This window comes from Rheinheimera sp. B2H12 (assembly GCF_059620065.1).
This window is the reverse complement of the sequence record NZ_CM184363.1, coordinates 3,408,394-3,430,948: the sequence shown is the minus strand read 5'-3', so window position 1 is coordinate 3,430,948 and position 22,555 is coordinate 3,408,394. Positions and strand designations below refer to the sequence as shown.

Below are 22,555 nucleotides of genomic sequence, written 5' to 3'. Positions count from 1 at the left end.
ACAAATTCAGCAAAGGCGCTAGTTTAGCAAGTTTTGCCGGTCGATGGCATAGATTCTTCCGCCAGTTCAGGCCCTAGTTCGGCGACAAAAAGCTGCAATTTGGGGAAAAACTGTAAAAATAACGCTTCTAGCTGTGGCAACTGCGGGTGAATTTCGTTGATCACGCCGTCAAACTGATGGCTAAATCTAATCCTTTGCGCAATCCGATCCAGTGCCCGGCCTAGCTGGGTTAAATCCTGATACTGACCAAACCAGTCCTGCAGCACTAACAACCTTACAGTGCCCGCCATCGCCACCGGCATTTGTGGCAGATCCTGCAGCAGTTGTTGATATAACTCAGTTTTATACCGGGCAAATGGTTGCGCTTGGTACAAAGCCCAATGTTTGATCAACAGATGATCAAACAGCATATCAAGCGCAATTCCGGCAAAACGGCGCCGGGCTTGGCTGAACAAGGTTTTCGCAGTCAGTACTTCTGCTGCCTGATCGGTAAAACGGTCGACAGCCCGATGTCGCTGCAGTCCAGCCTTGACTGCGGGCGGCAGCTCAGACAACACCACGCCATGGGAAAAATCCCCCAGCAGGTTGCCGATCCGAGACGCTGAGCTGGATTCTGCCAGTAATAAATGCGCCAGATAATTCATGGTGTTACCTGACAATCAAGCAGCAACCATAACTGCCAGCCGGTCATCCCTGACTCCGTGCCGGTGCCACCGGCTGCTGGGATGGGTCAGCGTCTGCCGGTTGCTGGCCTGCCAGCAGCGCTTGCAGGATGCCGGCCAACAAAATCAGGCTGATTCCAGCCAATTGCAACGGCGTCAGTTGTTCTTGAAACAGCCACCAGCCAGCCAGGATCACTGCGGCGGGTTCAGCATAGGCGATGGTGCCATAGACCCGGTTTGGCAGATGCGCCAGTGCCGCCAGTGCACAGCCAATGGCCAGAAAACCTGGAAATAACCCGGCGAGCCCGACCCAGAGCCAGTCAATGCCCTGGGGTAAACTGCTGCTGGTTAATAATGGCAACACACAACAGGCGCCAAATAATAACTGGTAAAAAGTCCGTTGGCCGACCGAAGTGCCAGCGCTTGGCTGGCGGTTACAAAGTAAAAAAGCGCTATACGCCAGCAACGACAGCAGCGCCCAGCAATAACCGGCCAATTGCGCCGGATCGGCACTGACATCAAACTGAAATTGCTGCAACATGGCAAAACCGGCTAACGCCAGCATAATCAGCAAGCTGCTGAACAAATTCAGCCGCTCAGCAAAATAAAAATGCGCCACCAAGGCGGTGCAGGGCGGCGCCAGATAGACCATCATAATGGCATTGGCCAGAGGGATGCTTTGGATCGCCTGCAAAAAGCCAAGCATAAAGCTGGCCAGTAACAAGCCATTCTGCAGCATCTGGCGATTTGGTTTTTGCCGAAGTTGGCTGACTTGACCGGTGCAAAGCAGCCAGATAAACACGCATAAAGCGCCGACGCCAAGCCGGTAAAAAGTCAGTTCAGCGGCAGCCATCTGACTATAACGGGCTATGACACCACTGCTGGCCATAAAAATGGCCGATAACAGCGCCAGCCCCAGATACAGTTTCATTCACTACCTCTGTGCTTAAATGTCGCCGCAACAAACGGCGGTGTCAGCCTGCAGCTGTTAGTCTGCCACCGGCTGAATTCTGGCTGCGTGGATCACCGCCTGATTCAATGGACCTGTTTTGCCGCCTTTGCCACCGGTATAGAGTTCAAAATGTTGCAGGTAACTCATGTTAAAGCCGTCTTTGAAACGAATTTGACACGGCTTGCCAGCTTTGGCACGGAAATAACCCCGGCTGGAAAAACCGGCTTCAGTGGCTGTGTCCAGATGCGGCATCACCAGGGTTAGTTGTTGTGCCGGCAAGCCTTCACATTGTACCTCTGCTTGTTTGACCACTGCGGTAATACCGGTATTGATGGGGCCGTTATCAATAAAATAGTGCAATTGCAGGCTGTATTTAGCATCAAGTTTCGGCGTCAGTGTCAGTTGCAGTTGTTGCTCCGGTTGACCCCAGTTTTTAAACACAGGCAGTGTCAAATAAGTGCTGATTTCATGATCAGAACTTTGCAGACCAGCGCCGGCAACAAAGGTTTCTAAGCCGGTGTCGGTGCAAAGGGTTTTACCCGGCAATGAGGTTAAGCCAGTATCTTTGTAACTTTGCACCAGGGAATAACATTGTGCTTTGTCAGACGCTTTGCTTTCGACATAACCTTTACCGGATTTACTTTTTTGCAGCACGCCGTTTTTGTACAGGCTAAAACGGCTGTCGCGCACGCCATTGGCGTCAAATTTCAATTCCAGCAGCCCTTGCGCATTTTGTTTCGCCTGCAGGATAGGGGCAACAGGGGCAAATAGCTGACGCTGCTCGCGCTCAGAAAGTCTGGCAGGGTTTTCGACCCTTAATTGCCTGATTGGCTGCACTGTTTCAGTGACAGGGCTCAGTTCCAGCTCCAACTGGTTATGCGCCAGACTGAACTGATGGATATCCAGCTGTAACTGATGAGGGGCCGTCAGCTCAATAGCCACCCCATTGAGCAGTGCTTTTGACAAACGGTAACTTTGCGCGGTTTTGGCCTGACCTTGTAACTGCAAATGAATATCCAGCGTGCTGGCGCCTATGGGTAACTGCAGTAACTGCAGTTGTTGGCCCAGTTGCAAATCTTTTTGCAGTTGAGCGGGCAGATAAGGATCCAGCAGCAACTGATTGGCCTGCACTTTCACGCCAAACAGATTGCCGGCGACCAAGTCGTGAAAGCCTGCTACAGACCAGAGCTGGCGGGTTGAATTTACCACAGGTCCGGACCAGGCACCGTCTTCAACATGGGCGCGCATGGTCAGCCATTCGAAATTTTCCATATTGGAATTATGTAAAGCCGCCCCCTGAAACAACGACATCGCCAGTTTAGTAAATAAAGCACCGTGTTGCTGCGTCTTGGCGGCGCGCAGCGCATAAGCGGTGACAAAAGGCCAGACGGCTCTGTTGTGATAAATCGGGATCTGTGGCTGTGCCGGGAATAGCACTGGCGGGCCAGCAGGGGCGAGCGGATAACTGGCCAAAATTTGCCGCGCCTGCGCTTTGGAGGCAATGCCATGTTCAATCGCCAGCGCCAAGCCTAATAAATCAAATTGAGCAAAGGCTTGTGGATGTTGTTCCGGGCCAAGATAACTGGCATATAAGCCTTGTTCCGGTAACCAGAATGCTTTGTTAATGGCATTTTTCAGTGCCTCAGCCCAACTGCGAAACTCAGTTGCCATTGCAGGTTCCAGCTTATCCGCAGCAGCGGCAGCTTTTTGCAGCGCCACATAGTGCAGCACGTTGGTTGACAGCGCAAAAGACTCGGCTAAAAACACCGTATCTTTGGCGGTCCAGGCCGGATAACTTTGTTCCCGCCAGTCCAAAAATGAAGTTTCACCGCGATATAAAGCTAAATCAGGACTGAACAGGTACTGGCGGTCTTGTTGCAGGGTATTTTTGGCAATGGCATACCATTGTTGTTGCCAGGCTTGCTGCGCATCGGCCGATGAACTGCCATCCGCAGCTTTACTGCTAAGACCACTGGCAGCCAGCACCCAGACCACCCGATCAGAGCTAACCGGCCAACTGCCGCCAGAGCCGGTATCCTGCAAGGCGACTTCGGTTTGGCTCAGACCACGGGCGACTAATTCTGGCCGGATTTTTGAGGTCTTAAACAATAATGAGTTGCGAGAGCGCTCTGGATCGAGATAACTCAAGCCTAAATCCAGACTGTAGGATAAATCGCGGGTCCAGACATAATGCCATTTGGCGCCAGTTTCAAAGCAAGGACAAAGCACAGGCTGTTGATCGTTAAAACCCCAATCGGTGATTTCATTGACACTGTTTTCGCTGATCTCTTGCTGCGCCAGACTAAACAGGGCGTCCAGCAACGGATTTTCCGTGCGCAGCTGCAATACATTTGGTGCATCGGTCCAGTTGCGCGTGGTAGGTAGCAAGGCAGTTTGCAGTTTAAATTCGCGTTGGCCGTCAGCTTGCTGCAGCACTTCAAGCTGGGTTTTACCAAATTTGCTGGTGTATTGCCGTTGTTGCAGACTGGCCTCTTGGGCCGATACCAGCACCGGTGCCAGAGCAAGCAACAGATTTACAAAAAGGGGAGGGCTGAGTTTCATAACAATCCTTGCAGTCAGACTGCGCTGAGTTTAACAGGCTCTGCCGCTCAGTTGTACCAAGCAAATCAGACAAAATAAAAAGAAAATGTTGTTTTGGCTTCCAGTTGGCAGTGGCACTATGCTTTGGCTGGGGTGACGACTGAGCTTGATTGCTGCAGTGCGGCTTGCCGTTCGGTTTCGGTGAGTAGTCCGAGCAATGGTGTGCGACGGCGGTATTTGCAGATCTGCAGCTCCCAGCTTAATAATTCAGCACAAAACTGCTCCGGTTCAGGCAATAAATCCAGTAAACAATGCCAGAATAAATAAGCGCTATGCCGGATTTGGCCTTGTAGTTGCCAGTTGTCCAGTCTGAGCCGGATCTCAGCTGCCAGCTCAGGTTGTTGCAGCAGTTTGGTTGCCATCGCCTGATGCAGTAGCCAGATTTGCTGATCTATCCGTTGTTGGCTGCCGGCTGTTGCCCCCTGACGACGGGCGGTTTTTTTCTGTGGTGACTGGCTTGGATACGCTGGCATCAGACTGCGGCCGTTGCTCATCTTGGCATGCTCCTTGGTGTCGCGCTGTACACAGAGGGGTTGATCGTTTTACCCTGTCAGGGCGTAACAGCAGCATTATACTGATGTTGATAGCAAAAGGATCATTCTGTGTTAGGTCAGCAGCTTGGAATTATTTTTGATTTAGATGGCACCCTGGTGGATTCCCGGCTGGATTTTAGTTTGCTTTGTCAGCAACTGGGTTGGCCGGCAGGTACGGCTATTTTGGAACATTTGGCGACTTTAACTGATCCAGCGGAACGCGTCCATGCTGAGCAGATCATCTGTGACTTTGAAATGCAAGGTGCCGCCAGCGCAGAATGGATGCCGGGGGCTGAGCAATTGCTCTGGCATTTGCAGCAGCAGAATATTCCAACCGCAGTATTAACCCGCAATATGCGCTCTGCCAGCGAATTGTGCCGGCAACGGTTAACGATCCCGGTGCCTTTGTGGCTGACCCGGGAAGATTGTCCGGCTAAACCTGATCCCGCTGGCTTATGGCATATTGCCAGACAATGGCAGCTACCCGTATCCGAGTTGTTGTTTGTCGGCGATTATTGGTTTGATCTGGAAACCGCCCGCCGTGCTGGCATGCCCAGTTGTTTGTATCTGAATGGCGAAAATCAGCATTTTGCTGAAGATGCCACTTATTGCATTCGCCATTTTATTGAATTACATCAGCTTTACTGAACTGATTTGGTGTAAGTACCTGTTGTGACCACAGACATTTGCCCGTTCTGTTGCTAAACTGACGGCGGACCGGGAAACCAGCCGATGTGCCGTCAGTCGTGGGAGAGCAGGGTGTCAGGTGTCAGTTGCTAAAATAAGTCCTCATCAGTTAAAGATCGGTTATTTCATTCAGTTACCGCTGAACTGGATGAAGCACCCTTTTATCTCGAATAAATTCAAAATTGAAAATTATCAGCAAATTGCCATTATTCAGACATTGGAGCTGGATTTTGTGTATTTTTTTCCGGAAAAAAGTTCGATCAATCACGAGATTGAAGCCGAGCCGGAGGCCGCTTTGCTGGCGGAGCAATCCGCCTTGCTGAAAAATAATATGATCCTGGAAAAAAATCTGCGCATCGAACAAGCCAAGGAGCAACGGCGACAGCTGCAAAAAACTGAAAAAGCCTTTGCCCAATCGATGGTACAGGTGCGTAATGTGATGGCGAAAATTGCCGGCAGGCCTTTGCAGGCGATTGAAGAAGCCACTGAACTGGTGAACCGGATTGCGGACAGTATTATTTCCGCCGATGCGCTGGTACTGCATCTGATTTCTCAGGTGGGTAAAGAGCAGGAGAATATTTATTACCATGTGCTGAACGTGTCGGTGTTATCGATGATGCTGGCGAAAAACCTGGGGCATAACGATGAAGAAATCAAAATTGTTGGTCTGGGTGCTTTGTTTCATGACATTGGTAAACTGAAAATCCCAAGTCAAATTTTGCGTAAAACCGAAGGGTTGACGGCACCCGAAGCTAACTTGCTAAAGCTGCATACTAAGTATGGCGTTGAGCTGCTGAAATTAACCGATACTTTTCCGCAACAGGCATTGGACATTGTTCTGCAACATCATGAATTTCTTGATGGTAGCGGTTATCCGTCCGGCTTAACAGCAGATGCCATTCAGCCATTGGCGCAAGTGGTGGCGGTGGTGAATGAATTTGATAACCTTTGTCATCCGGTAGACCCGGCCAAAGCGCGCTCGCCGCACCACGCCATGTCCGCGTTGTTCAAAACGATGAAAGGCAAACTCGGTACCGCGCAAATGTCGCAACTGATTAAGATGATGGGCGTGTATCCGCCCGGTACTGTGGTGCAATTATCCGATCAGCGGGTTGGTTTGGTGATGTCGGTCAACAGCTCGCAACTATTGTATCCGAATGTGCTGATTTATGATCCACAAATTCCCCGGTTGGAAGCCCCTATTATCGCGCTGGAAGAAGGTAAACTCGCCATCGACAAAGTGCTGAAACCGACAGCATTGCCAGCCGAAATTTATGCCTATCTGAATCCGCGGGCGCAGGTCAGTTATTTTGTGCAGGGTGACAGCAAAACCAATTAATACTGTAACTGAAACAGCAGTGCAGCCAAATCGGGTCGCCAAACCGAGTCAGTACTGACTTTATTGCCTTTGAACACCACCCCTTCGGCTAATAATAACTGCCGCTGCGTCAGTGCCTGCGCTGAGCCAGCGGCAAAAGCCAGGCTACGATCACTGCGCAGTACCCGGTGCCATGGCAGCACCGTTGAAGCTGGTGCCAGTTGTAAGGCTTTGCCCACGAGCCGGGCGCGACCGGGCAAACCGGCCAGATCGGCAATCTGGCCATAACTGGCAACTTTGCCGGCGGGGATCAGGCTGACGGTATGCCAAATTTGCAGGTGAGAACGAGACGACATCGGAAAATCTCTGCACAAAAACCATCATTCGCTGGCGCAGCCAGCCACAACTGCGGTTAAAATAGCATTTTTGTGTGAAAGCAACAGCCGGATATTGCATGAAACTGATCGAAAAACCTGAACCGCCAGCCAGTAACGAATGTTGTGGCTCTGGCAGTTGTTGTCCTTGTGTCTGGGACTATTACCGGCAGCAACTGGCATTGTGGCAGCAACAGCAAGCTGCCAGCCAGTCTGATCCCGCAGTGACCAGCGTCTGAAGCGGCTGGCTTCCTATCTGACGGCAAAATGTTATAGTATTGCCTTTGTACCCGAAGGTCCTGGCAGGGCAGAGTGCAGCACTTGAGTGCTGTATTTTTGTGACGCTTGCTCGCGAAGCAGTAACCGTCATCATTGCCCGCTCTGCCAACCTTATTATTCCAAGAACCTAACAATCCGGGATTATTATGAATTCTGCCGTGCCTGCACTTGCCAGCCAGCGTCAATGGTTTGGTCATCCGCTTGGACTTTATGTCTGCTTTTTTACTGAAATGTGGGAGCGTTTTGCTTTTTATGGTCTGAAAGCGCTGTTGTTTTTATATCTGACCCAGCATCATTTATTTACCGATAAAAATGGTTATTTATTGCTGGGCACTTATGCCGGTCTGGCTTATGCCTTGCCGGTGGTCGGTGGTTTACTGGCGGATAAATATTTAGGGATGCGTAAAGCCGTCACCTTTGGTGGTGCTTTGATGGCGGTGGGGATGCTGGGGATGGCCTATAAAGGCACCCAGGCTACGGCAGAAGGCGGCGCTGATACGGTTGCGCTGCAAATTATGTACGCCTCGCTGGCGTTGGTGGCGGTTGGGGTCGGTTTTTTAAAGCCGAACATTTCCACCATTGTTGGCCGTTTGTACAGCGAAAAAGACCCAAGGCGTGATTCAGCTTTTACACTGTTTTATATGGGCATTAATTTAGGCGCAGTGTTCTCCAGCTTATTTGTTGGCTGGATAGGGCTGGAATATGGCTGGGAATATGGCTTTGGCTCGGCCGGTATTGGCCTGCTCTGTGGTCTGGCGGTATTTATTGCCGGCCGCCCTTATTTGCATGGCCAGGCTGAACCGGCCCAACCTGCGCTGTTATTACAGAAAGTTGCCGGAGTTCGCCGTGAGTGGCTGATTTATCTGTTATCCCTGCTGGGGGTACTGGTGGTGCAGCAAATTTTGCAAACCAGTATCGATTTTGGTGTGCTGGGTCAGTGGTTGGGACTGGCCGCCGGAGCGGAAATTACCGCCACTGAAGTGGTAGCAGTGGCGCTGACCCTGTTGCTGATGCTGTGGTGGGTGAAATTTATTTTTATTGAGTGTGACAAAGTCGAGCGCGCCAGTATGGTGATGCTGATGGTGTTAACGGCTATTTCTGCGGTGTTCTGGGGCTTGTACGAACAAACGTATGGCAGTTGGCTGGCCTATTCTGACCGGGTGATGGATAGCCAGACTTTTGATCTGGGCTTTGTTAGTTTTGCCTTTAATTCATCGCAACTGACCTTTGTCGGCTCCATGTTTATTATTCTGTTGGCGTTGCCGTTCGCTTGGCTCTGGCCTTGGCTAGACCGCAAAGGGCTCAATCCATCAGCACCGGCTAAATTTGGTTTTGCGCTGTTATTTGCCGGTTTAGCCCACTTTATCCTGCAATATGCCGCACTGAATCCGCTGGACAACGGTCTGGCCGGTTTCTGGTGGTTTATCCTGGCCTATTTTGTGCTCGTCGTCGGCGAAATGGCGTTATCGCCTATAGGTTTATCGGCTGTGACGGCGTTATCGGTGCCACGGGTGGTCAGTCTGATGATGGGGGTCTGGTTCCTGGCCTCGGCATTTGGTGAAATGATTGCCGGTCGTTTTGGCGCTATGGCCTCAATGCCAGTTGGCACACCAGTACCGGCAGCCTTGTCGATTTACGCTGAAGTGTTTTCTACCCTCGGCTGGATCGGGGTGGGCGCCGCTGTGCTGATGTTTGTACTGACCCCAATACTGAACCGGCAACTGCGGTTGGCACAAACTGAGCCAGTAGAGCCCGTTGCAACGGCGTCAGTCTGAGTCGGCTACTGCGACAGTCAAGCGCTGATCAGTCTGATCGCCGTTTGACTGTCAATGAGCAACCACAACTATGTCGCGTGCGCTGGTGGGTTGACCGCAAGCGGTTGGGCAGCATGCTCAACTCTCAGTAATCTGCCAAGTCTCGTTTTCCTGACAATAACAACCAACACAGGTCACCCACAATTATGAACTATCGTTATTTAGCGCTGGCCCTGGCGGCAGCGGTCCAATTCCCGGCTATGGCCGACGAAGGCCAGTGGCAACCTCACCAGTTACCAGCTTTGCAAGCGCAGTTGGATGCGCGTGGTATTCAAATTTCTGGCCAGCAACTTGCTGATTTATCAACGTATCCAATGAATGCTATTGTCAGTCTTGGCTACTGTTCAGCTTCTTTTGTCTCAGGTAAAGGTCTGGTGGTGACCAACCATCATTGTGCTTACGGCGCTATTCAGCAAAATTCCAGCAAAGAACAAAACCTGATAGAACAAGGTTTTCTGGCTGGTACCTTAGCAGCAGAATTACCTGCCGGGCCGCAGGAACGCTTGTATATCACTGAGCAGGTGGTGGATGTAACTGCTGCCGTTTCTGGCCAGTTGGCAGCAGATTTGTCGGCGCTGGAACGATATAAAGCCATTGAAAATAATCGCAAAACACTGATTAAAGACTGTGAAGCCGATGCCAATTACCGCTGTAATGTGGTGAGTTTTCACCATGGCATGGAATATTTCCTGATCAAGCAGTTGATGATCCAGGACGTGCGTTTAGTGTACGCACCGCCAGAATCGGTCGGTAACTTTGGTGGTGATATTGATAACTACGAATATCCGCGCCATACCGGTGATTTTGCCTTTTTACGGGCCTATGTAGGAAAAGATGGCAAGCCTGCGCCTTATGCGGTGGATAACGTGCCTTATCAGCCAAAAAGTTACCTGAAAGTGAATGCCAACGGTGTGCGCGCCGGTGATGGTATTTTATTGGCCGGTTATCCGGGCGTGACCAGTCGGTACCGACTGGCCGATGAAATTGCTTTTGCCACCGATTGGCAGTATCCGGCCACGATCCGCACTTATGAACAAATGATTGGGACTATCGAACGGATGGGGGCCACTGATGCCGATGCCAAAGTCAAATATGCCTCGACGGTGAAGGGCCACCATAATCGGATGAAGAAGCTCAAGGGGCTGCTGGCAGGCTTTAAAGTCACTGATATCCATGGCATTAAGTTGCAGCAGCAACAGCAACTGGCCAGTTGGATAGCGGCGGATAGTAAAAGAGCTGGCTATCAGCAGGCGCTGACCCAATTACAAACGGTGATTGCGGCAGAGCAAGCCTTTTTACAGCAAAGTTATCATCTGGATAACGCGCTGCGTAGTGATTTGTTCAAAACGGCTGCCGATTTATACCGGTTAGCGCTGGAACAACAAAAGCCGGATGCTGAACGTGAAACAGGTTTTCAGCAGCGTGATATGGCGATGTTTGAAGGTCGGTTAAAACGACTGGATACCCGCTTCCGGGCCGATGTTGACCTGGCGGTCTGGACTGAGCAATTAGCCGCTTACCTGCAAGCTCCTGCAGAGAAGCGCTCGAAGGTGCTTGATGCAGCATTGCAACTGGAACCTACGATGGATGCGGCAGCACTGTCGGCAAAACTGGCCAGTTGGTATCAGCAAAGTAGTTTAAGCACCAGTGCTGGACGGCTTAGCTGGTTAGGTAAAACTCCGACCGAATTTGTAAACAGTGATGATCCTTTCATCCGGTTGGCGGTCGCCATGTCTGACAGCCTGCTGCTGCAAGAATCGCAGCAAAAAGAGCTGGCCGGACGTTATGCGCAGGTGAGACCTGCCTATATGCAGGCGATCATTGCTTATAATCAAGCGCAGGGTAAACCTGTGTATCCGGATGCGAATGGCACACTGCGGATCACCATTGGTCATGTTGATGGTTACCCGGCTGCCGATGGCGTGTATAAAACCCCATTTACCACAGTGCGCGGTATGTTAGCGAAAGAACAGGCCCAAGCACCCTTCCAGGTGCCGGCTAAACTGCGGACCGCCTACCAGCAACAGCAATATCAGGGTTTCTATCACGCTGATTTAGGCATGAAACTGCCAGACTCATTGTTGTGCAAGCTGGCGGATTGTGCCAAACCAGCTATAGTGCCGGTCAACTCGGTACCGCTGAACTTCTTATCCAGCGCCGATACTACCGGCGGTAACTCAGGTTCAGCCGTGATGAATGGCCGTGGTGAGCTGGTCGGCTTAAACTTCGATTCTACCTTTGAATCCATTAGTAAAGACTGGTATTTCAACCCGGCCGTCACCCGCGCCATCCACGTGGATGTGCGTTATATGTTGTGGCTGATGCAGTATGTTGATAAAGCCGACAACCTGTTAGCTGAAATGGATATTGTCCGCGAATGACGGTTGTACCAGTGGTGTCTGGCAACTGACAATTAGGTGTACAAGTCGACAATAGGTATACAAGAGAACAGTCGGTGTACCAGCCTTGATTAAAGCGAGCCTTAGCTCGCTTTAATCAAACTATTGTTTTGTTTGTTATTGATGCTGAACAAGTAATATTGAATGATACTTCTATTGCAGTTTCCATCCTGTCTTGCAGGACAGATACAGGGCGTTTGATTAGCCAAAAGCCGGAAGCCAAAAGCCGGACATCCACACACACGTTCTAGCCAGAAGCTGGACATCCACACACTAAACATCCAAATTAAAACTTTAATTTAACTTTTTTTAAACTATTTTTAGTGGCATGAGTTTTTTCAATCAGGATGACACCATGCCCAAACCACGCTATCAACAAATCAGTGTGAGTGAAACACCTTATTATCACTTGGTTAGCCGCTGTGTACGGCGGGCATTTTTATGTGGCATTACAGAAAGGTATAACTTTGAGCATCGCCGAGGCTGGATATTGGAGCGTTTGGCCCTACTCAGCCAAATGTTTGCCATCGATATTGCCGCTTTTGCGCTGATGTCGAACCATTACCATCTAGTGGTGCGGGTTGATACGGCCAAAGCAGCCGCCTGGAGCGCTCAGGAGATTGCGAAGCGCTGGCAGCTGTTATTTTGTTTGCCGGTGTTGGTTGAGCGTTATCTGAGTGGTGGCTCCAGTGGTGAAGCAGAAAACCAAGTAACTGAAGCTATTCTGGAAAAATGGCGTACCAGACTTTGCGACATTAGTTGGTTTATGCGCTGTCTGAATGAGCATATCGCGAGACAGGCCAACCTTGAGGACCACTGCACAGGCCGATTTTGGGAAGGCCGGTTTAAATCGCAGGCGCTGCTGGATGAAAAAGCCCTGCTCACCGCCATGGCTTATGTCGATTTAAATCCTATTCGCGCCAAGATGGCCGAAAGGCCTGAAACTTCTGACTACACCAGTATCCAGCAACGGCTTGGCAAGGCCATCCACTCTGTCTTTCATGGAGCTTTGTTGCCATTTGCCGGCAATAGCCAGCAACAGAATGCACAGCAACATGTTCCGTATCATTTTATTGATTATGTTGAACTTGCTGAGTGGACAGGCCGACAGTTACGCGATGACAAACGCGGTGTGATTGACCAGAAACAACCTCCCATCCTGGCGCGTCTTGGTATCTCAGAGGCTTGTTGGCTACAAAACTGCCAGCAGCTTGAAACCGATTTTTATCAAGTGATTGGCCCTATCAGCTCACTGAAACAATTCTGCCAAAAACTAGGACTACGCTGGTTGCATGGTCAAACTGCCTGCCGACGAAGTTTTGGCTAAGTCCGAAATTTTCCACCGCAAAATTGATAAGAAACCGCAGCAGCGGCAATAACGGCTGTCTAAAAGTTAGTTCCCCCCCGCCAAGTGCACTTTTTTGCTGCAATTTAAAGTCTTCAAATCAACATCGACAAGCTTGAATTTAAAATATCGTGACCAAAGAAACCATATTTTAGAAACAGCTGATTGCACTGTTTCCAAAGAGTGGGTGGCTTGTTTTGCTGGCATGGGTCGACAAGGCGCAAGCCAATAACAGGCAGTACTTCAATACTGGCTTGAAGGATGGATGAAACATAACAATTCCTTTTATTGCTGCTGTTGTCACCAGCCTATTTGCTTTGCGGGAGACAAAACGGTTTATAGTTGCGAGCGATGCAGCATTAACTTGGCGATGATGAATGTCAGGTTAATTAAAGTTTTCTATTTGTGAAATACTGAGTTTGGCATGTTTGTGGGGGCGTCGCCGTCTGAGATGAGCTAGGCTGTTATCGAGCATGCGGTCTGCTGCTCTGGCTGTATTATGTCCTGCGATTGCTGTTTTAACTCGGTGTCGTTTGCTCCTCTGCAACCGGTGTTTAGCAGAGTCCTACCATTTAAACCCAGCAATCAATTCCAGACTACATTTAAACAGGCAGGCGGATGACTCTGAAATATGTACCAAAAACAGTTCAGTGTGGTCCAACATCATCGATACTGCCTAAATCAACTGCTTTCAAGTGCAATGACCAGCTACAAAATTACGCTGCTTCTTGGATTGAGCATACTCAGGATTGACAGAGCTTCCAGGCTGGCGAAGGCTCTGGCTTCTTCGATGTCGGCCCGGGTCAGCGATAATGGCTCTAATAAATGCAGATCCAGCAACTCATCGAGCACAAAGACTTCGCTGGCCGAGTTTAACAGCGCTAATCGGCTGGAGATATGCAGCAGTTGCACAATTCTGCTGTCCGGATGCAACTGTGGCTGATGTAAAAAACGAATCGGCTCCAGCAGATTATTCGGCAGTTGCCATAAGCTCAATAAGGCTGCTGAACATTCGTTATAACTGAAACCAAGCAGCTGTTGTTGTTGCTGCCACGGTAGGATGCCGTGATGGTATTGGTTGCAGTGTTTGGCCACTTCCGGATTAATTTCAGCGACCACCAGCTCACCAATGTTATGCAACAATCCGGACAAATACAGCGGTTCGCTTTGTTTAATACCAATGATTTGACCGAGATATTTGCCAATCAAAGCTGCATGAATACTGCTTTCCCAGAACCTTGCCAAATCCACCACATCTGTGGGCGCTTTGGCAAAAGCGTCGGCGGCACCGTAGGCTACCACCATGTTATAAACTTGAGTTTCACCCAACAGTAACACTGCTTTACTGACGGAATCAATTTGATGCGGAAAGTTGTACAAGGCGCTGTTTGCCAGCTTTAGCAGACGTGACGCCAGGGCAGGATCAAGCACGATCAATTCAGCAATTTCTTCCAGGTTACTGATTTTATTGTCGATCACTTGCTTGATTTTAAGGCAGGTATCCGGCAATACAAAGACATCACCAACTTGTCGGGCATAATCCGCTGCTTTCACTGTAGGTTCTCCTGAATGACCTCAAGACCCCTATAGTGTCGCCGTAAACCAGCTTTTTACAAGCAACAGGCTATATTTTTTTGCCGGAAAACGGCATAGTTCGGCGAGCTTTGCTATGAACGACCCGCTCCGCAGGCATCTATTGCAGTCAAATCAGTTTGAAGTCGGTATAATTAAAAGTTCTGTCATGGCAATTTATTTGATAAATTTATGTAAATTGCTGCTTTTAAACGCTTTATTTGGTATTTTTTTACGATGTCTCATCTATACTCAGCCGTCATGAAGCAGATTATTTTTATCGGCACTTGCTGTGTTGTGAAAAACATAGCCTCCTTGCTGGTACTGACCTGCGGCCTTGATCGAAGAAGGGTGCTGTGAAGAAGTTAGTGATGCTGGTTTTAACGATGTTGTGTTGTCACGATGTCCTTGCTGTCGGGTCCGCAGCCACTCCATGGGTGGCTGTGCATCCGGCTGTGCCTGTCGATAACCTGAGTCAGGCCCAGCTGCGCAGTATTTTCCTGAAACGGCAGGTGATTTGGCCAGACGGAGTGGCAATTAAAGTTTTTATTTTGCCGGTAAAATCGGCAACCCACCGTCAATTCAGCCAAAGTCATTTACAAATGTTTCCATATCAGCTTGATCGGGCCTGGCAAAAACTGACGTTCTCCGGAATTGGCACGCCGCCGGCTGAAGTCAGTTCGGCGGCTGAGATGTTAAAATTGCTCCAGAGCACCCCTGGCGCCATCGGTTATTTACCTGCAGAAAACGAGACGACAGATGCAAAAATTATCCACATCAAGCCTTAAGCCGCTGTTGGCTGTTGGTTATGCGTTGAGTCTTGGCTGGTTTTCTCAGGCACAGGCCGCTGATGATCTGCATTGGCACGGCTTTGTAGCGCAGGGCATGATGCAGGCGAAAAATAGCAACTTCTTAAATAACACTGGCGAAGTGAGTGCTGAATTAACTGAATTTGGCCTGAACTCTGTTTGGCAAATAGACAACAGCTGGCGCTTGGCAGGTCAGGTGATGTATCTCGACGGCGGCAACAGGTTCCAGCAAGGCTGGCGCATTGATTATCTGTTTTTGAACTGGACAGCATTAAATACGCTGGACTGGCAGCTTGATCTGTATCTTGGCCGTTACAAAAACATGCATTGGCTGTATTCCAGCACTCGTGATGTGGCAATTACCCGGCCACTGATTGTGCTGCCGCAATCGGTCTATTTTGATGCATTTCGTGACATCGCGGTTGGTTCTGATGGTATAGCGCTGCAATCGACCCATACCAATAGTCTGGGTGAGTTTGAAATTAACTGGAGTATTGGTGCCACGCCGGTGCCGACCGAACAAAGTCAACGGGTGATCAGCACCATGATTACCGGCAAAACCGAGCAGGACTTTGTCCATCAGTTCAGTGTGTTTTTCCGGCCTGATGGCAGTAAACACCAGTGGGGGGTGAGTTTCCTTGATTCTGACTTTAATTACCGCCGTGCGCAAACCGACATTTTTTATGATGGTGATTTCACGGTACAACGGGTAATGCTGAACTGGCGTTACAGCGAAGAAAACTGGGAGCTCTCCAGTGAACTGGTGCAGGAGCGGGTGTCGGTGTACGGTTTTTATGCCCCAGGCATGCAAAGAATGCAGTTCGCCCAAGGTGCTTATTTACTGGCCAGGTACAACCTGACGCCACAAACCACGTTTTATCTCAGTCATGATCATTATTTTGCCAATAAGGATGACAGGCGTGGTGCCACGCTACCGCTCCAGTCCGGTGGTTTAATTGCGCCTTTCTTTGGTTATCAGCGTGATTCGGCGCTGGCGTTAAGTCATGACTTCCGAGCCGATTTGCGGCTGAAACTGGAGTATCATTGGATCACCGGCACCGCCAGACTGGGGCCGAATGTGGTTCCGGATGTGGTGGTCAATACCTCCCGTCATCACTCGTTATGGGCCTTTCAGCTGATGTATTGGTTCTGATATGCGGCCCTTTTTAAGCCTGCCCTGGAAAATACTGGCCTTAACCCTGGGGGCTCTGCTGTTGATGACGGTGGTGCTGACCAGCTTTTCACTGGTGAAAATGGACCAGGATTTTCGTTTGCAACAAAGCAAACAATTGCAATTGCGTCAGCAGCAATTTAATCATCTGAATTTGCTGCTGGAGAATCAGTTGCGCAGCTGGCTGGAGTCTTTTACGGACTTAGTGCTGCTGAGGGATCAGCTGGATTTTCAAGACTTCGCCGCCCAGTTGGCAGCGCATTATGATGCAATTGCCCTGCATCTGAATGTGGAAAGTTTGTGGCTGATTGATGACAAGAGCCGGGTGTTGTACGCCTCCACCCCGCAATTACCGACCAATTTGCTGGCGGTCGCGGCCGAGGTGGTGCAACAGCAGGTGCCACAAACCGCTATTTATTGTGCCGACCAATGTATCAAACTGGTGTTGGTGCCGGTGCAAAATGCGCAGGCCGAGTTGGCTGTCGTGGCTATTGCCACCACTTTGGTGGATGTGTTGTCATCGCTCAAGCAGGGCATAGGTTCAGAAGTGTCCATTGTGCGGCTCAGACAGCAGAATGCCCTGTTGCAAAAAGTCGAGTTATTGTCACTGTCCAACCCTGGCATGATGCGGCCGGTGTTTGCGGCCTTGCCCGCACAAATGCCACTGGCTGAGGTGCTCTCTGAAGGTATTGCCGTTCGGCTCGACAGTCAGAATTATCTGATCAGCCTGTTACCGCTGGCGACTCAGGGCGGCGAACATTATCTGGCGCTGGTTGACGATACCAGCAAATTTGCGCAGGCCAAGCGCGATTATCAGTTGCAGATCATCATCTTTGCCCTGGTGAGTTTTTTACTGCTGGCAGTGCTGATTTATGTCAGTACGCTGCGGCTCAGTCGTCGTTTGTTAACGCTGGCGCGGCATTTACCTTTGTTAGCCCAGCGTCAGTTTTTGCAGTTCCGCCAGCGCAGTACGCATCCGCCGCTGATGTTTCAGGATGAAGTGGATGTGCTGACTCAGGCAGCACAACAGCTCAGCATTGAACTGGAACAATTGCATCAGCAAATTGAGCTCAATACCCAGGAGCTGGAAAACATTGCGATGTTTGACTTGCTGACTGGCTTGCCAAATCGCAACATGCTGCAGTTTCAGTTGAAAAAGTGTCTGGCAGCTTTGGAGCGCCAGCGTGGTACTGTGGCAGTGTTATTTCTTGATCTGGATGATTTTAAAAAAATTAATGACAGTAAAGGTCATGCGGCTGGCGATCAACTGTTGGTGGAAGCGGCCACCCGTTTGCGGGCCTGTATCCGAAATTCTGATATTGCCTGTCGTTTTGGTGGTGATGAATTTGTGGTGGTGTTGTCTGAGGCCAATGAACCCGATTATCCGCAGCAAGTGGCGCGGCGTATTTTTGAGGCCTTTAAACAGCCGATCAGCTTAGGCTCGCAGCTGTTTTATATTTCAACCAGTATTGGTTTAACCAGCACCGATAACCCGCAAGCATCGCCGGACGAATTGATCCGACAAGCCGACATGGCGATGTATGAAGCCAAAGATCAGGGCGGCAACAGTGCACAGCTATATGATCAACAAATGTATCAGCGGCTGGCGAAACGGCTGGTGTTGGAAAGTGAAATTAAAGAAGCCATTGAATTAAAACAATTCAGTTTGAGTTTACAGCCGCAAATAGAACTCAGTACCGGCCGTTTGTCTGGCTTTGAAGCTTTGTTACGCTGGCAACATCCGGTGCGCGGTACTGTCACGCCGGATGAATTTATCGGTATTTTGGAAAACTCACCACAAATGATTGAGTTGGGTTATTGGGTGTTCCAACGCAGCTTTCAACTGGCAAAACAACTGATTGGCCGTGGTTATCGCGATATTCGTATTGCCATTAACTTATCCGCTGAGCAATTCCTTGATCCGGCGTTACCAGACAAACTGGCGCAGTGGCTGCTGGAGCTGAAATTACCAGCCCACCATTTTGAGCTGGAATTAACCGAACGCACGCTGGTGAAAAACATCGAAACCACGCTGGCGGCGATGAAGCTGCTAAAAGCCATGGGCTTTTCTTTTGCCATTGACGATTTTGGTACTGGTTATTCGTCCCTTAGTTATCTGAAACAAATGCCGGTTGATATCATTAAAATTGATAAAAGTTTTGTCTTTGGCATGCTGGAAAATGATGCGGATTATCAGATTATTGTCTCCACCATTGCCATGGTGCAAAACCTGGAACTGAAAGTCGTGGCTGAAGGGGTGGAAAACCGCGCCCAATTGCAGTTGCTGAAAAAGTATCGTTGTGATTATGGTCAGGGCTATTTCTTTGCCAGACCGCTGAATGAAGTTCAACTGGAAGCGTTTTTACGGCAAAAAGTACCACACGGTTATCTGGAAATTAGTTAACCTGAACTCGGGTTAATGAGTACCGTGCTCAAAGATTCATATGCACAGCACGAATGAAAGGTTTCATGGGTAGATTTTCGTGGATATCAAGGCGCTTTTTCGTACGTCATAGCTGGCTATGGCTAGAAAAAGCAACGCTGAGAGGTGCGAAAAGATGCGGATGAAAAGGTATTGCTTAACCCGATTTCAGGTTAGTTAATCCCCTTTCATCAGACAACTGAGCGAGACTCGTGCCCTAGCGCTGAGTCGAGTCATTGCGTAAATACAAGGTTAGGCGCAACAACAGTAGCGTCCAACCGGCATTATGGATTCACTTTGTGGTGGCACCTGTCAGGTGATGCCAATCAAGTTGCTGATTTAAATGGTGTTTTTTAGTTCAGGTTCACCACGAAGTGCGCCACTCGTCGGACCGCCCAGCGTTTTATGCCTGGCTGAGTCCGACGTACGGATGATGCTTCCCTGTGTTCAGCCTTTAGCTGGCACCTGACACATAGGGGCCGTTTTCACCACGTAAGGCTTTAACAGCGGTGCCATCCCTTTCAGGACCTGCAGTGGCAGTGCTGAAGTAAAGCTAAAGTCATCGGCGCCTTTGCCAGGCACAAAGGCGGTTAAAGTGCCAAAGTAGTTATCGCCGAGGTAAAACACAAAGGTTGCGGTTCTGTTGTTGACAGTCGAGGCCATCACTTTACCGCGCACCACCTGGGTGGCGATGCGGTTATCACCGGTACCAGTTTTACCACCGATCTTCAGTGCACTGCCATCTGCTTTGACAAAACTGCCATTCAGCCGCCGCGCTGTGCCGAGCTCAGCCACCTGACCCAGCGCTTTTTTCAGCGCCCGTGCCACTTCAGGGCGCATCACCCGTTCGCCGGCGTTGGCATTGTATTGCAGTCGGGTTTCATAAGGCGTACGGGCGGCAAAATGCAGACTATCAATGCGGATAGTCGGTAATTTGATGCCGTCATTCTGGATGATGCCCATCAGTTCAGCCAGCGCTGCCGGCCGGTCGCCTGAACTGCCAAGGGCTGTACCTAATGATGGGACCAGGTGGTCAAAGGCATAACCCAGTTTAACCCAACGCTGATGGATATCGAGGAAAGCCTCAACTTCCAGCATAATGCGGATCCGACTGTCGCGGGCGCTGCGGTTACTGGTTTTAAATAACCAGCGGTACACCTGCTGGCGCTGCTCGCTGCTGGCAGCCACCACATCGGCAAATTTGGCTTCCGGATTTTTATTTAAATAACTCAGTAGCCATAATTCCAGCGGGTGCACCTTGGCGATATAGCCCTGATCCGGCAGGCTGAATTTACCCGGACCATATTTGTTGTACAGTTCATTGAGTTTATTCGCCGTCAGCTGTTCATCCGGTAATTTACTGGTTAAAAAGGCGCTGAATACCGTCAGATCAGAGCCTGGCAATAAATAACGATGGGAGGCGGCCAGCCGATCAGGTGTTTGTTTCAGGCCATCAAAAAAGACTTCCAGTCGCTCTTCGGTCGGTTTTTGCTGATATTTACGCCAGAATTTGCGTAAAAACTCGGTGCCTTCTTTATCAATAAACTTACGCAGGTATTCATCCCGTTTTGGATCTTTGTCATTGCGTAATAATAAGGAACTGCTGCCCAGTGTCTGATAACTGCTGGAATAACTGACAATATCCCGCATCAGCCGGACAAAAGGCAAGTTGTGCGATTGTTGCAGCGATTCCGCCACTGTTGGTATTTTGCTGTCTTCTTTTTTATCGAAGTTGTTAAAGACGGCCGAGCCGCCACCAGTGAAAAACCGCTCGGCTGGGGACGCCGAATAGGTGCGGTTCAGCGCTGCATCCAGCATGGAGGTCAGGCTGCGATCGGTGGTATTGGCCATATAGTTGGCAGCCCAGCGGGTGATATGATCCTGCGGCGCAATTTCCAGATTCAGCAGATTGACCGGTAATTCATCGACAAAGCTCTGATGCAGCTCAGCGATAATTTCCAGATAAGTAGCTAATACCCGTAATTTAGCGGTCGAACCCAGCTCCAGTTTACTGTGCTCGTTCAGGTCAAACGGCTGATCGGTACTGTCGGTTTGCACCCTGACTCTGTTGCCGTCCGGCGTTTTTTCAAACAGCGTAAAGCTATACAGCACTTCGGCGGTGCCGCTGGCTTTTAACAAACGCTCTCCCAATAAGCCGTATTGGCCAGCAATTTCTGGTTTGGCCAGACTACGCAGATAGGCGCTGACTTTTTGTTGCACATCACCATGAATGGTACTGCGGGCAGTCAGATCAAGCCGGTCTAAATCGTACATAGGTTGATTCAGCAAATTGCCCAGCCGCAGCCGTGCCGCGTTGACACCTTTGCGGGCATCTTGTTCTGCTCTGGATTTATTGGCTTTGGCGGTACGGAAAGTCAGTGTCTGTGCCAGTGCTAAATCCCGCAGCGGTGCATCAATAATTTTGGCGCGGGCCAGTAAGCGAATATGGCTGTTGATCAGTTGCTCCAGATCATCGTGACCTTGCAGCAAATAATAAGAAGGGCGGCGCTGGGCAATCATCAGGGCCACCACCTGGCGGAAATACTGCGCCCGTTCTGTCGCAGTCTCTGCCGTTGCGGGCTGGCGTAACAACTGATTGGCCCGGTCAAAATCAGAACCAAACCAGGCCCAGAGTGCATCGCCAATGCCATGCACTTCACCATGACCAGGTGCTGAAGACAAAGGCACAGTGTTCAGATAATCCTGCACAATGCGGGTGCGCATCCCCAGGGTATTTACGCCCTGTTGGTACACGCGGATAGTGCCGGAAATAATCTGGATGGCTTTATCGCGAAAGCTTTGGGTTAATCCCATTGGCGAATGGCGGAATTTTTCAATCTGGGTGGCCAGGGTACTGCCACCGGCTGACTGTCCACCCATGCCAACGATTTTGCCAGCCTGACTCAGCGCCGCCATCACAAAACGTGGCCAGTCCATCACCGGGTTCGCCATCGCCGGCATTTGCAGCAGATTACGGTTTTCGATAAAAAGCAGGCTATGCGCCACCATGGTTGGAATGTCGCGCGGGTCGCGGTAAACCCGCTGCGGATAATTAAAATCAAACAAGGTTTGGTTGCGACAATCGGCTAAAAATAGTCCGGATTGCACTTTTTCGCGATAAGGCGGAAAAAAGCCCTGGCTGGCATAGTGTTGTAATGCCGGAGAAAATTCAGCCTGGGCTGTGATAATAAAATTACGCTCCTGCAGCCGTTTCAGCAGTTCTGGCAACCTGCTGTAGCCATGGCGCTCGTCAAACGGGCCTGCTTGTGGATACACCACTTGTTTGGCCGGACCTTGCTGTAGCTGGTAGGTTAAAGTCGAGGCATACTGACTGATTTTCGGCGCGCTGTAATAGGAGGTATGCAATTCATAGCCAGCCAGCACCACTAAAGACAGCAACAGTAACACCAGTAACCATGGCACCAGGGTACGACGAGGGGTGGCAGGTGCGGCCGTGCTGACCACAGCAGCTGTGGGTTCGCGGTAGTTATCGAATTGCATATTATCCAGAGGTGAAGGCGTAGGCAACGTAGTTTCCATTTCAAGCGGCGACAGCAGAAGACGACAATTTTACCTTGTTCGGGCCTGCTTTGCAGCTGTATTTTGCTGAAGGTCTG

16 protein-coding genes are annotated in these 22,555 nt (G+C 50.1%); 9 read left to right on the top strand and 7 right to left on the bottom strand.

Features of this window, described 5'->3' with window-relative positions:
* Positions 1–23: 23 nt before the first annotated feature.
* From AC53GJ_RS14780 to AC53GJ_RS14765, 4 genes are all read right to left on the bottom strand, one after another.
* Positions 24–644: an acyl carrier protein phosphodiesterase gene (locus tag AC53GJ_RS14780; RefSeq protein WP_496728785.1), complete on the bottom strand. Its 621-nt coding sequence runs from the start codon at positions 642–644 to the stop codon at positions 24–26.
* Positions 645–687: 43 nt separating this feature from the next.
* Complete coding sequence (locus AC53GJ_RS14775) at positions 688–1,593, bottom strand: DMT family transporter (RefSeq protein WP_496728783.1); 906 nt, start codon at positions 1,591–1,593, stop codon at positions 688–690.
* A gap of 57 nt (positions 1,594–1,650) precedes the next feature.
* Positions 1,651–4,176 carry a glucosidase family protein gene (locus AC53GJ_RS14770; protein ID WP_496728781.1) on the bottom strand — a complete coding sequence of 842 codons (2,526 nt, stop codon included), beginning with the start codon at positions 4,174–4,176 and terminating at the stop codon, positions 1,651–1,653.
* Between the two features lie 116 nt (positions 4,177–4,292).
* Complete coding sequence (locus AC53GJ_RS14765; protein WP_496728780.1) at positions 4,293–4,709, bottom strand: hypothetical protein; 417 nt, start codon at positions 4,707–4,709, stop codon at positions 4,293–4,295.
* 108 nt (positions 4,710–4,817) lie between these two features.
* Here AC53GJ_RS14765 and AC53GJ_RS14760 point away from each other — a divergent pair, with 108 nt between their 5' ends.
* Both AC53GJ_RS14760 and AC53GJ_RS14755 read left to right on the top strand, forming a co-directional pair.
* Entirely contained in the window at positions 4,818–5,396 is a 579-nt protein-coding gene (locus tag AC53GJ_RS14760) for an HAD family hydrolase (RefSeq protein WP_496728778.1), read from the top strand.
* Positions 5,397–5,514: 118 nt separating this feature from the next.
* Positions 5,515–6,774 (top strand): HD-GYP domain-containing protein, encoded by a 1,260-nt coding sequence (locus AC53GJ_RS14755; RefSeq protein ID WP_496728777.1) that lies wholly within the window; start codon positions 5,515–5,517, stop codon positions 6,772–6,774.
* On the opposite strand, the gene AC53GJ_RS14750 is transcribed toward AC53GJ_RS14755, so the two are convergent.
* Entirely contained in the window at positions 6,771–7,109 is a 339-nt protein-coding gene (locus AC53GJ_RS14750; protein ID WP_496728775.1) for an MGMT family protein, read from the bottom strand. The genes AC53GJ_RS14755 and AC53GJ_RS14750 overlap by 4 nt on opposite strands.
* 98 nt (positions 7,110–7,207) lie before the next feature.
* Between AC53GJ_RS14750 and AC53GJ_RS14745 the strand changes: the two genes are divergently transcribed.
* The 4 genes from AC53GJ_RS14745 (at position 7,208) to AC53GJ_RS14730 (ending at position 12,946) form a co-directional block, all read left to right on the top strand.
* A complete protein-coding gene (locus tag AC53GJ_RS14745) occupies positions 7,208–7,366 on the top strand; it encodes an oxidoreductase-like domain-containing protein (protein WP_496728773.1) in 159 nt (52 codons plus the stop codon).
* 186 nt (positions 7,367–7,552) lie between these two features.
* Positions 7,553–9,181 carry a peptide MFS transporter gene (locus AC53GJ_RS14740; protein ID WP_496728771.1) on the top strand — a complete coding sequence of 543 codons (1,629 nt, stop codon included), beginning with the start codon at positions 7,553–7,555 and terminating at the stop codon, positions 9,179–9,181.
* 185 nt (positions 9,182–9,366) lie between these two features.
* Positions 9,367–11,601, top strand: a complete 2,235-nt coding sequence (locus AC53GJ_RS14735) for a S46 family peptidase (RefSeq protein ID WP_496728769.1) — start codon at positions 9,367–9,369, stop codon at positions 11,599–11,601.
* A gap of 373 nt (positions 11,602–11,974) precedes the next feature.
* Complete coding sequence (locus AC53GJ_RS14730) at positions 11,975–12,946, top strand: transposase (protein ID WP_496728767.1); 972 nt, start codon at positions 11,975–11,977, stop codon at positions 12,944–12,946.
* A 726-nt stretch (positions 12,947–13,672) separates the two neighbouring features.
* Here the strand turns inward: AC53GJ_RS14730 and AC53GJ_RS14725 are convergent.
* The gene (locus AC53GJ_RS14725; protein WP_496728765.1) at positions 13,673–14,518 is read right to left on the bottom strand and encodes an HDOD domain-containing protein; all 846 of its coding nucleotides are present in this window, start codon (positions 14,516–14,518) and stop codon (positions 13,673–13,675) included.
* Positions 14,519–14,892: 374 nt separating this feature from the next.
* On the opposite strand from AC53GJ_RS14725, the gene AC53GJ_RS14720 reads away from it, so the two are divergent.
* From AC53GJ_RS14720 to AC53GJ_RS14710, 3 genes are read left to right on the top strand one after another with little or no spacing between them, the layout of a single operon-like run.
* Entirely contained in the window at positions 14,893–15,324 is a 432-nt protein-coding gene (locus AC53GJ_RS14720) for a type 2 periplasmic-binding domain-containing protein (protein WP_496728763.1), read from the top strand.
* On the top strand, positions 15,296–16,498 hold the full coding sequence (locus tag AC53GJ_RS14715) for a hypothetical protein (protein ID WP_496728761.1): 1,203 nt from the start codon (positions 15,296–15,298) through the stop codon (positions 16,496–16,498). The genes AC53GJ_RS14720 and AC53GJ_RS14715 overlap by 29 nt, the downstream gene beginning before the upstream one ends.
* A 1-nt stretch (position 16,499) precedes the next feature.
* Positions 16,500–18,920, top strand: coding sequence for a putative bifunctional diguanylate cyclase/phosphodiesterase (locus tag AC53GJ_RS14710; RefSeq protein WP_496728759.1), 2,421 nt, complete (start codon positions 16,500–16,502; stop codon positions 18,918–18,920).
* 465 nt (positions 18,921–19,385) lie between these two features.
* Here the strand turns inward: AC53GJ_RS14710 and AC53GJ_RS14705 are convergent, their stop codons facing one another.
* A complete protein-coding gene (locus AC53GJ_RS14705; protein ID WP_496728757.1) occupies positions 19,386–22,439 on the bottom strand; it encodes a transglycosylase domain-containing protein in 3,054 nt (1,017 codons plus the stop codon).
* Between the last annotated feature and the right edge of the window lie 116 nt (positions 22,440–22,555).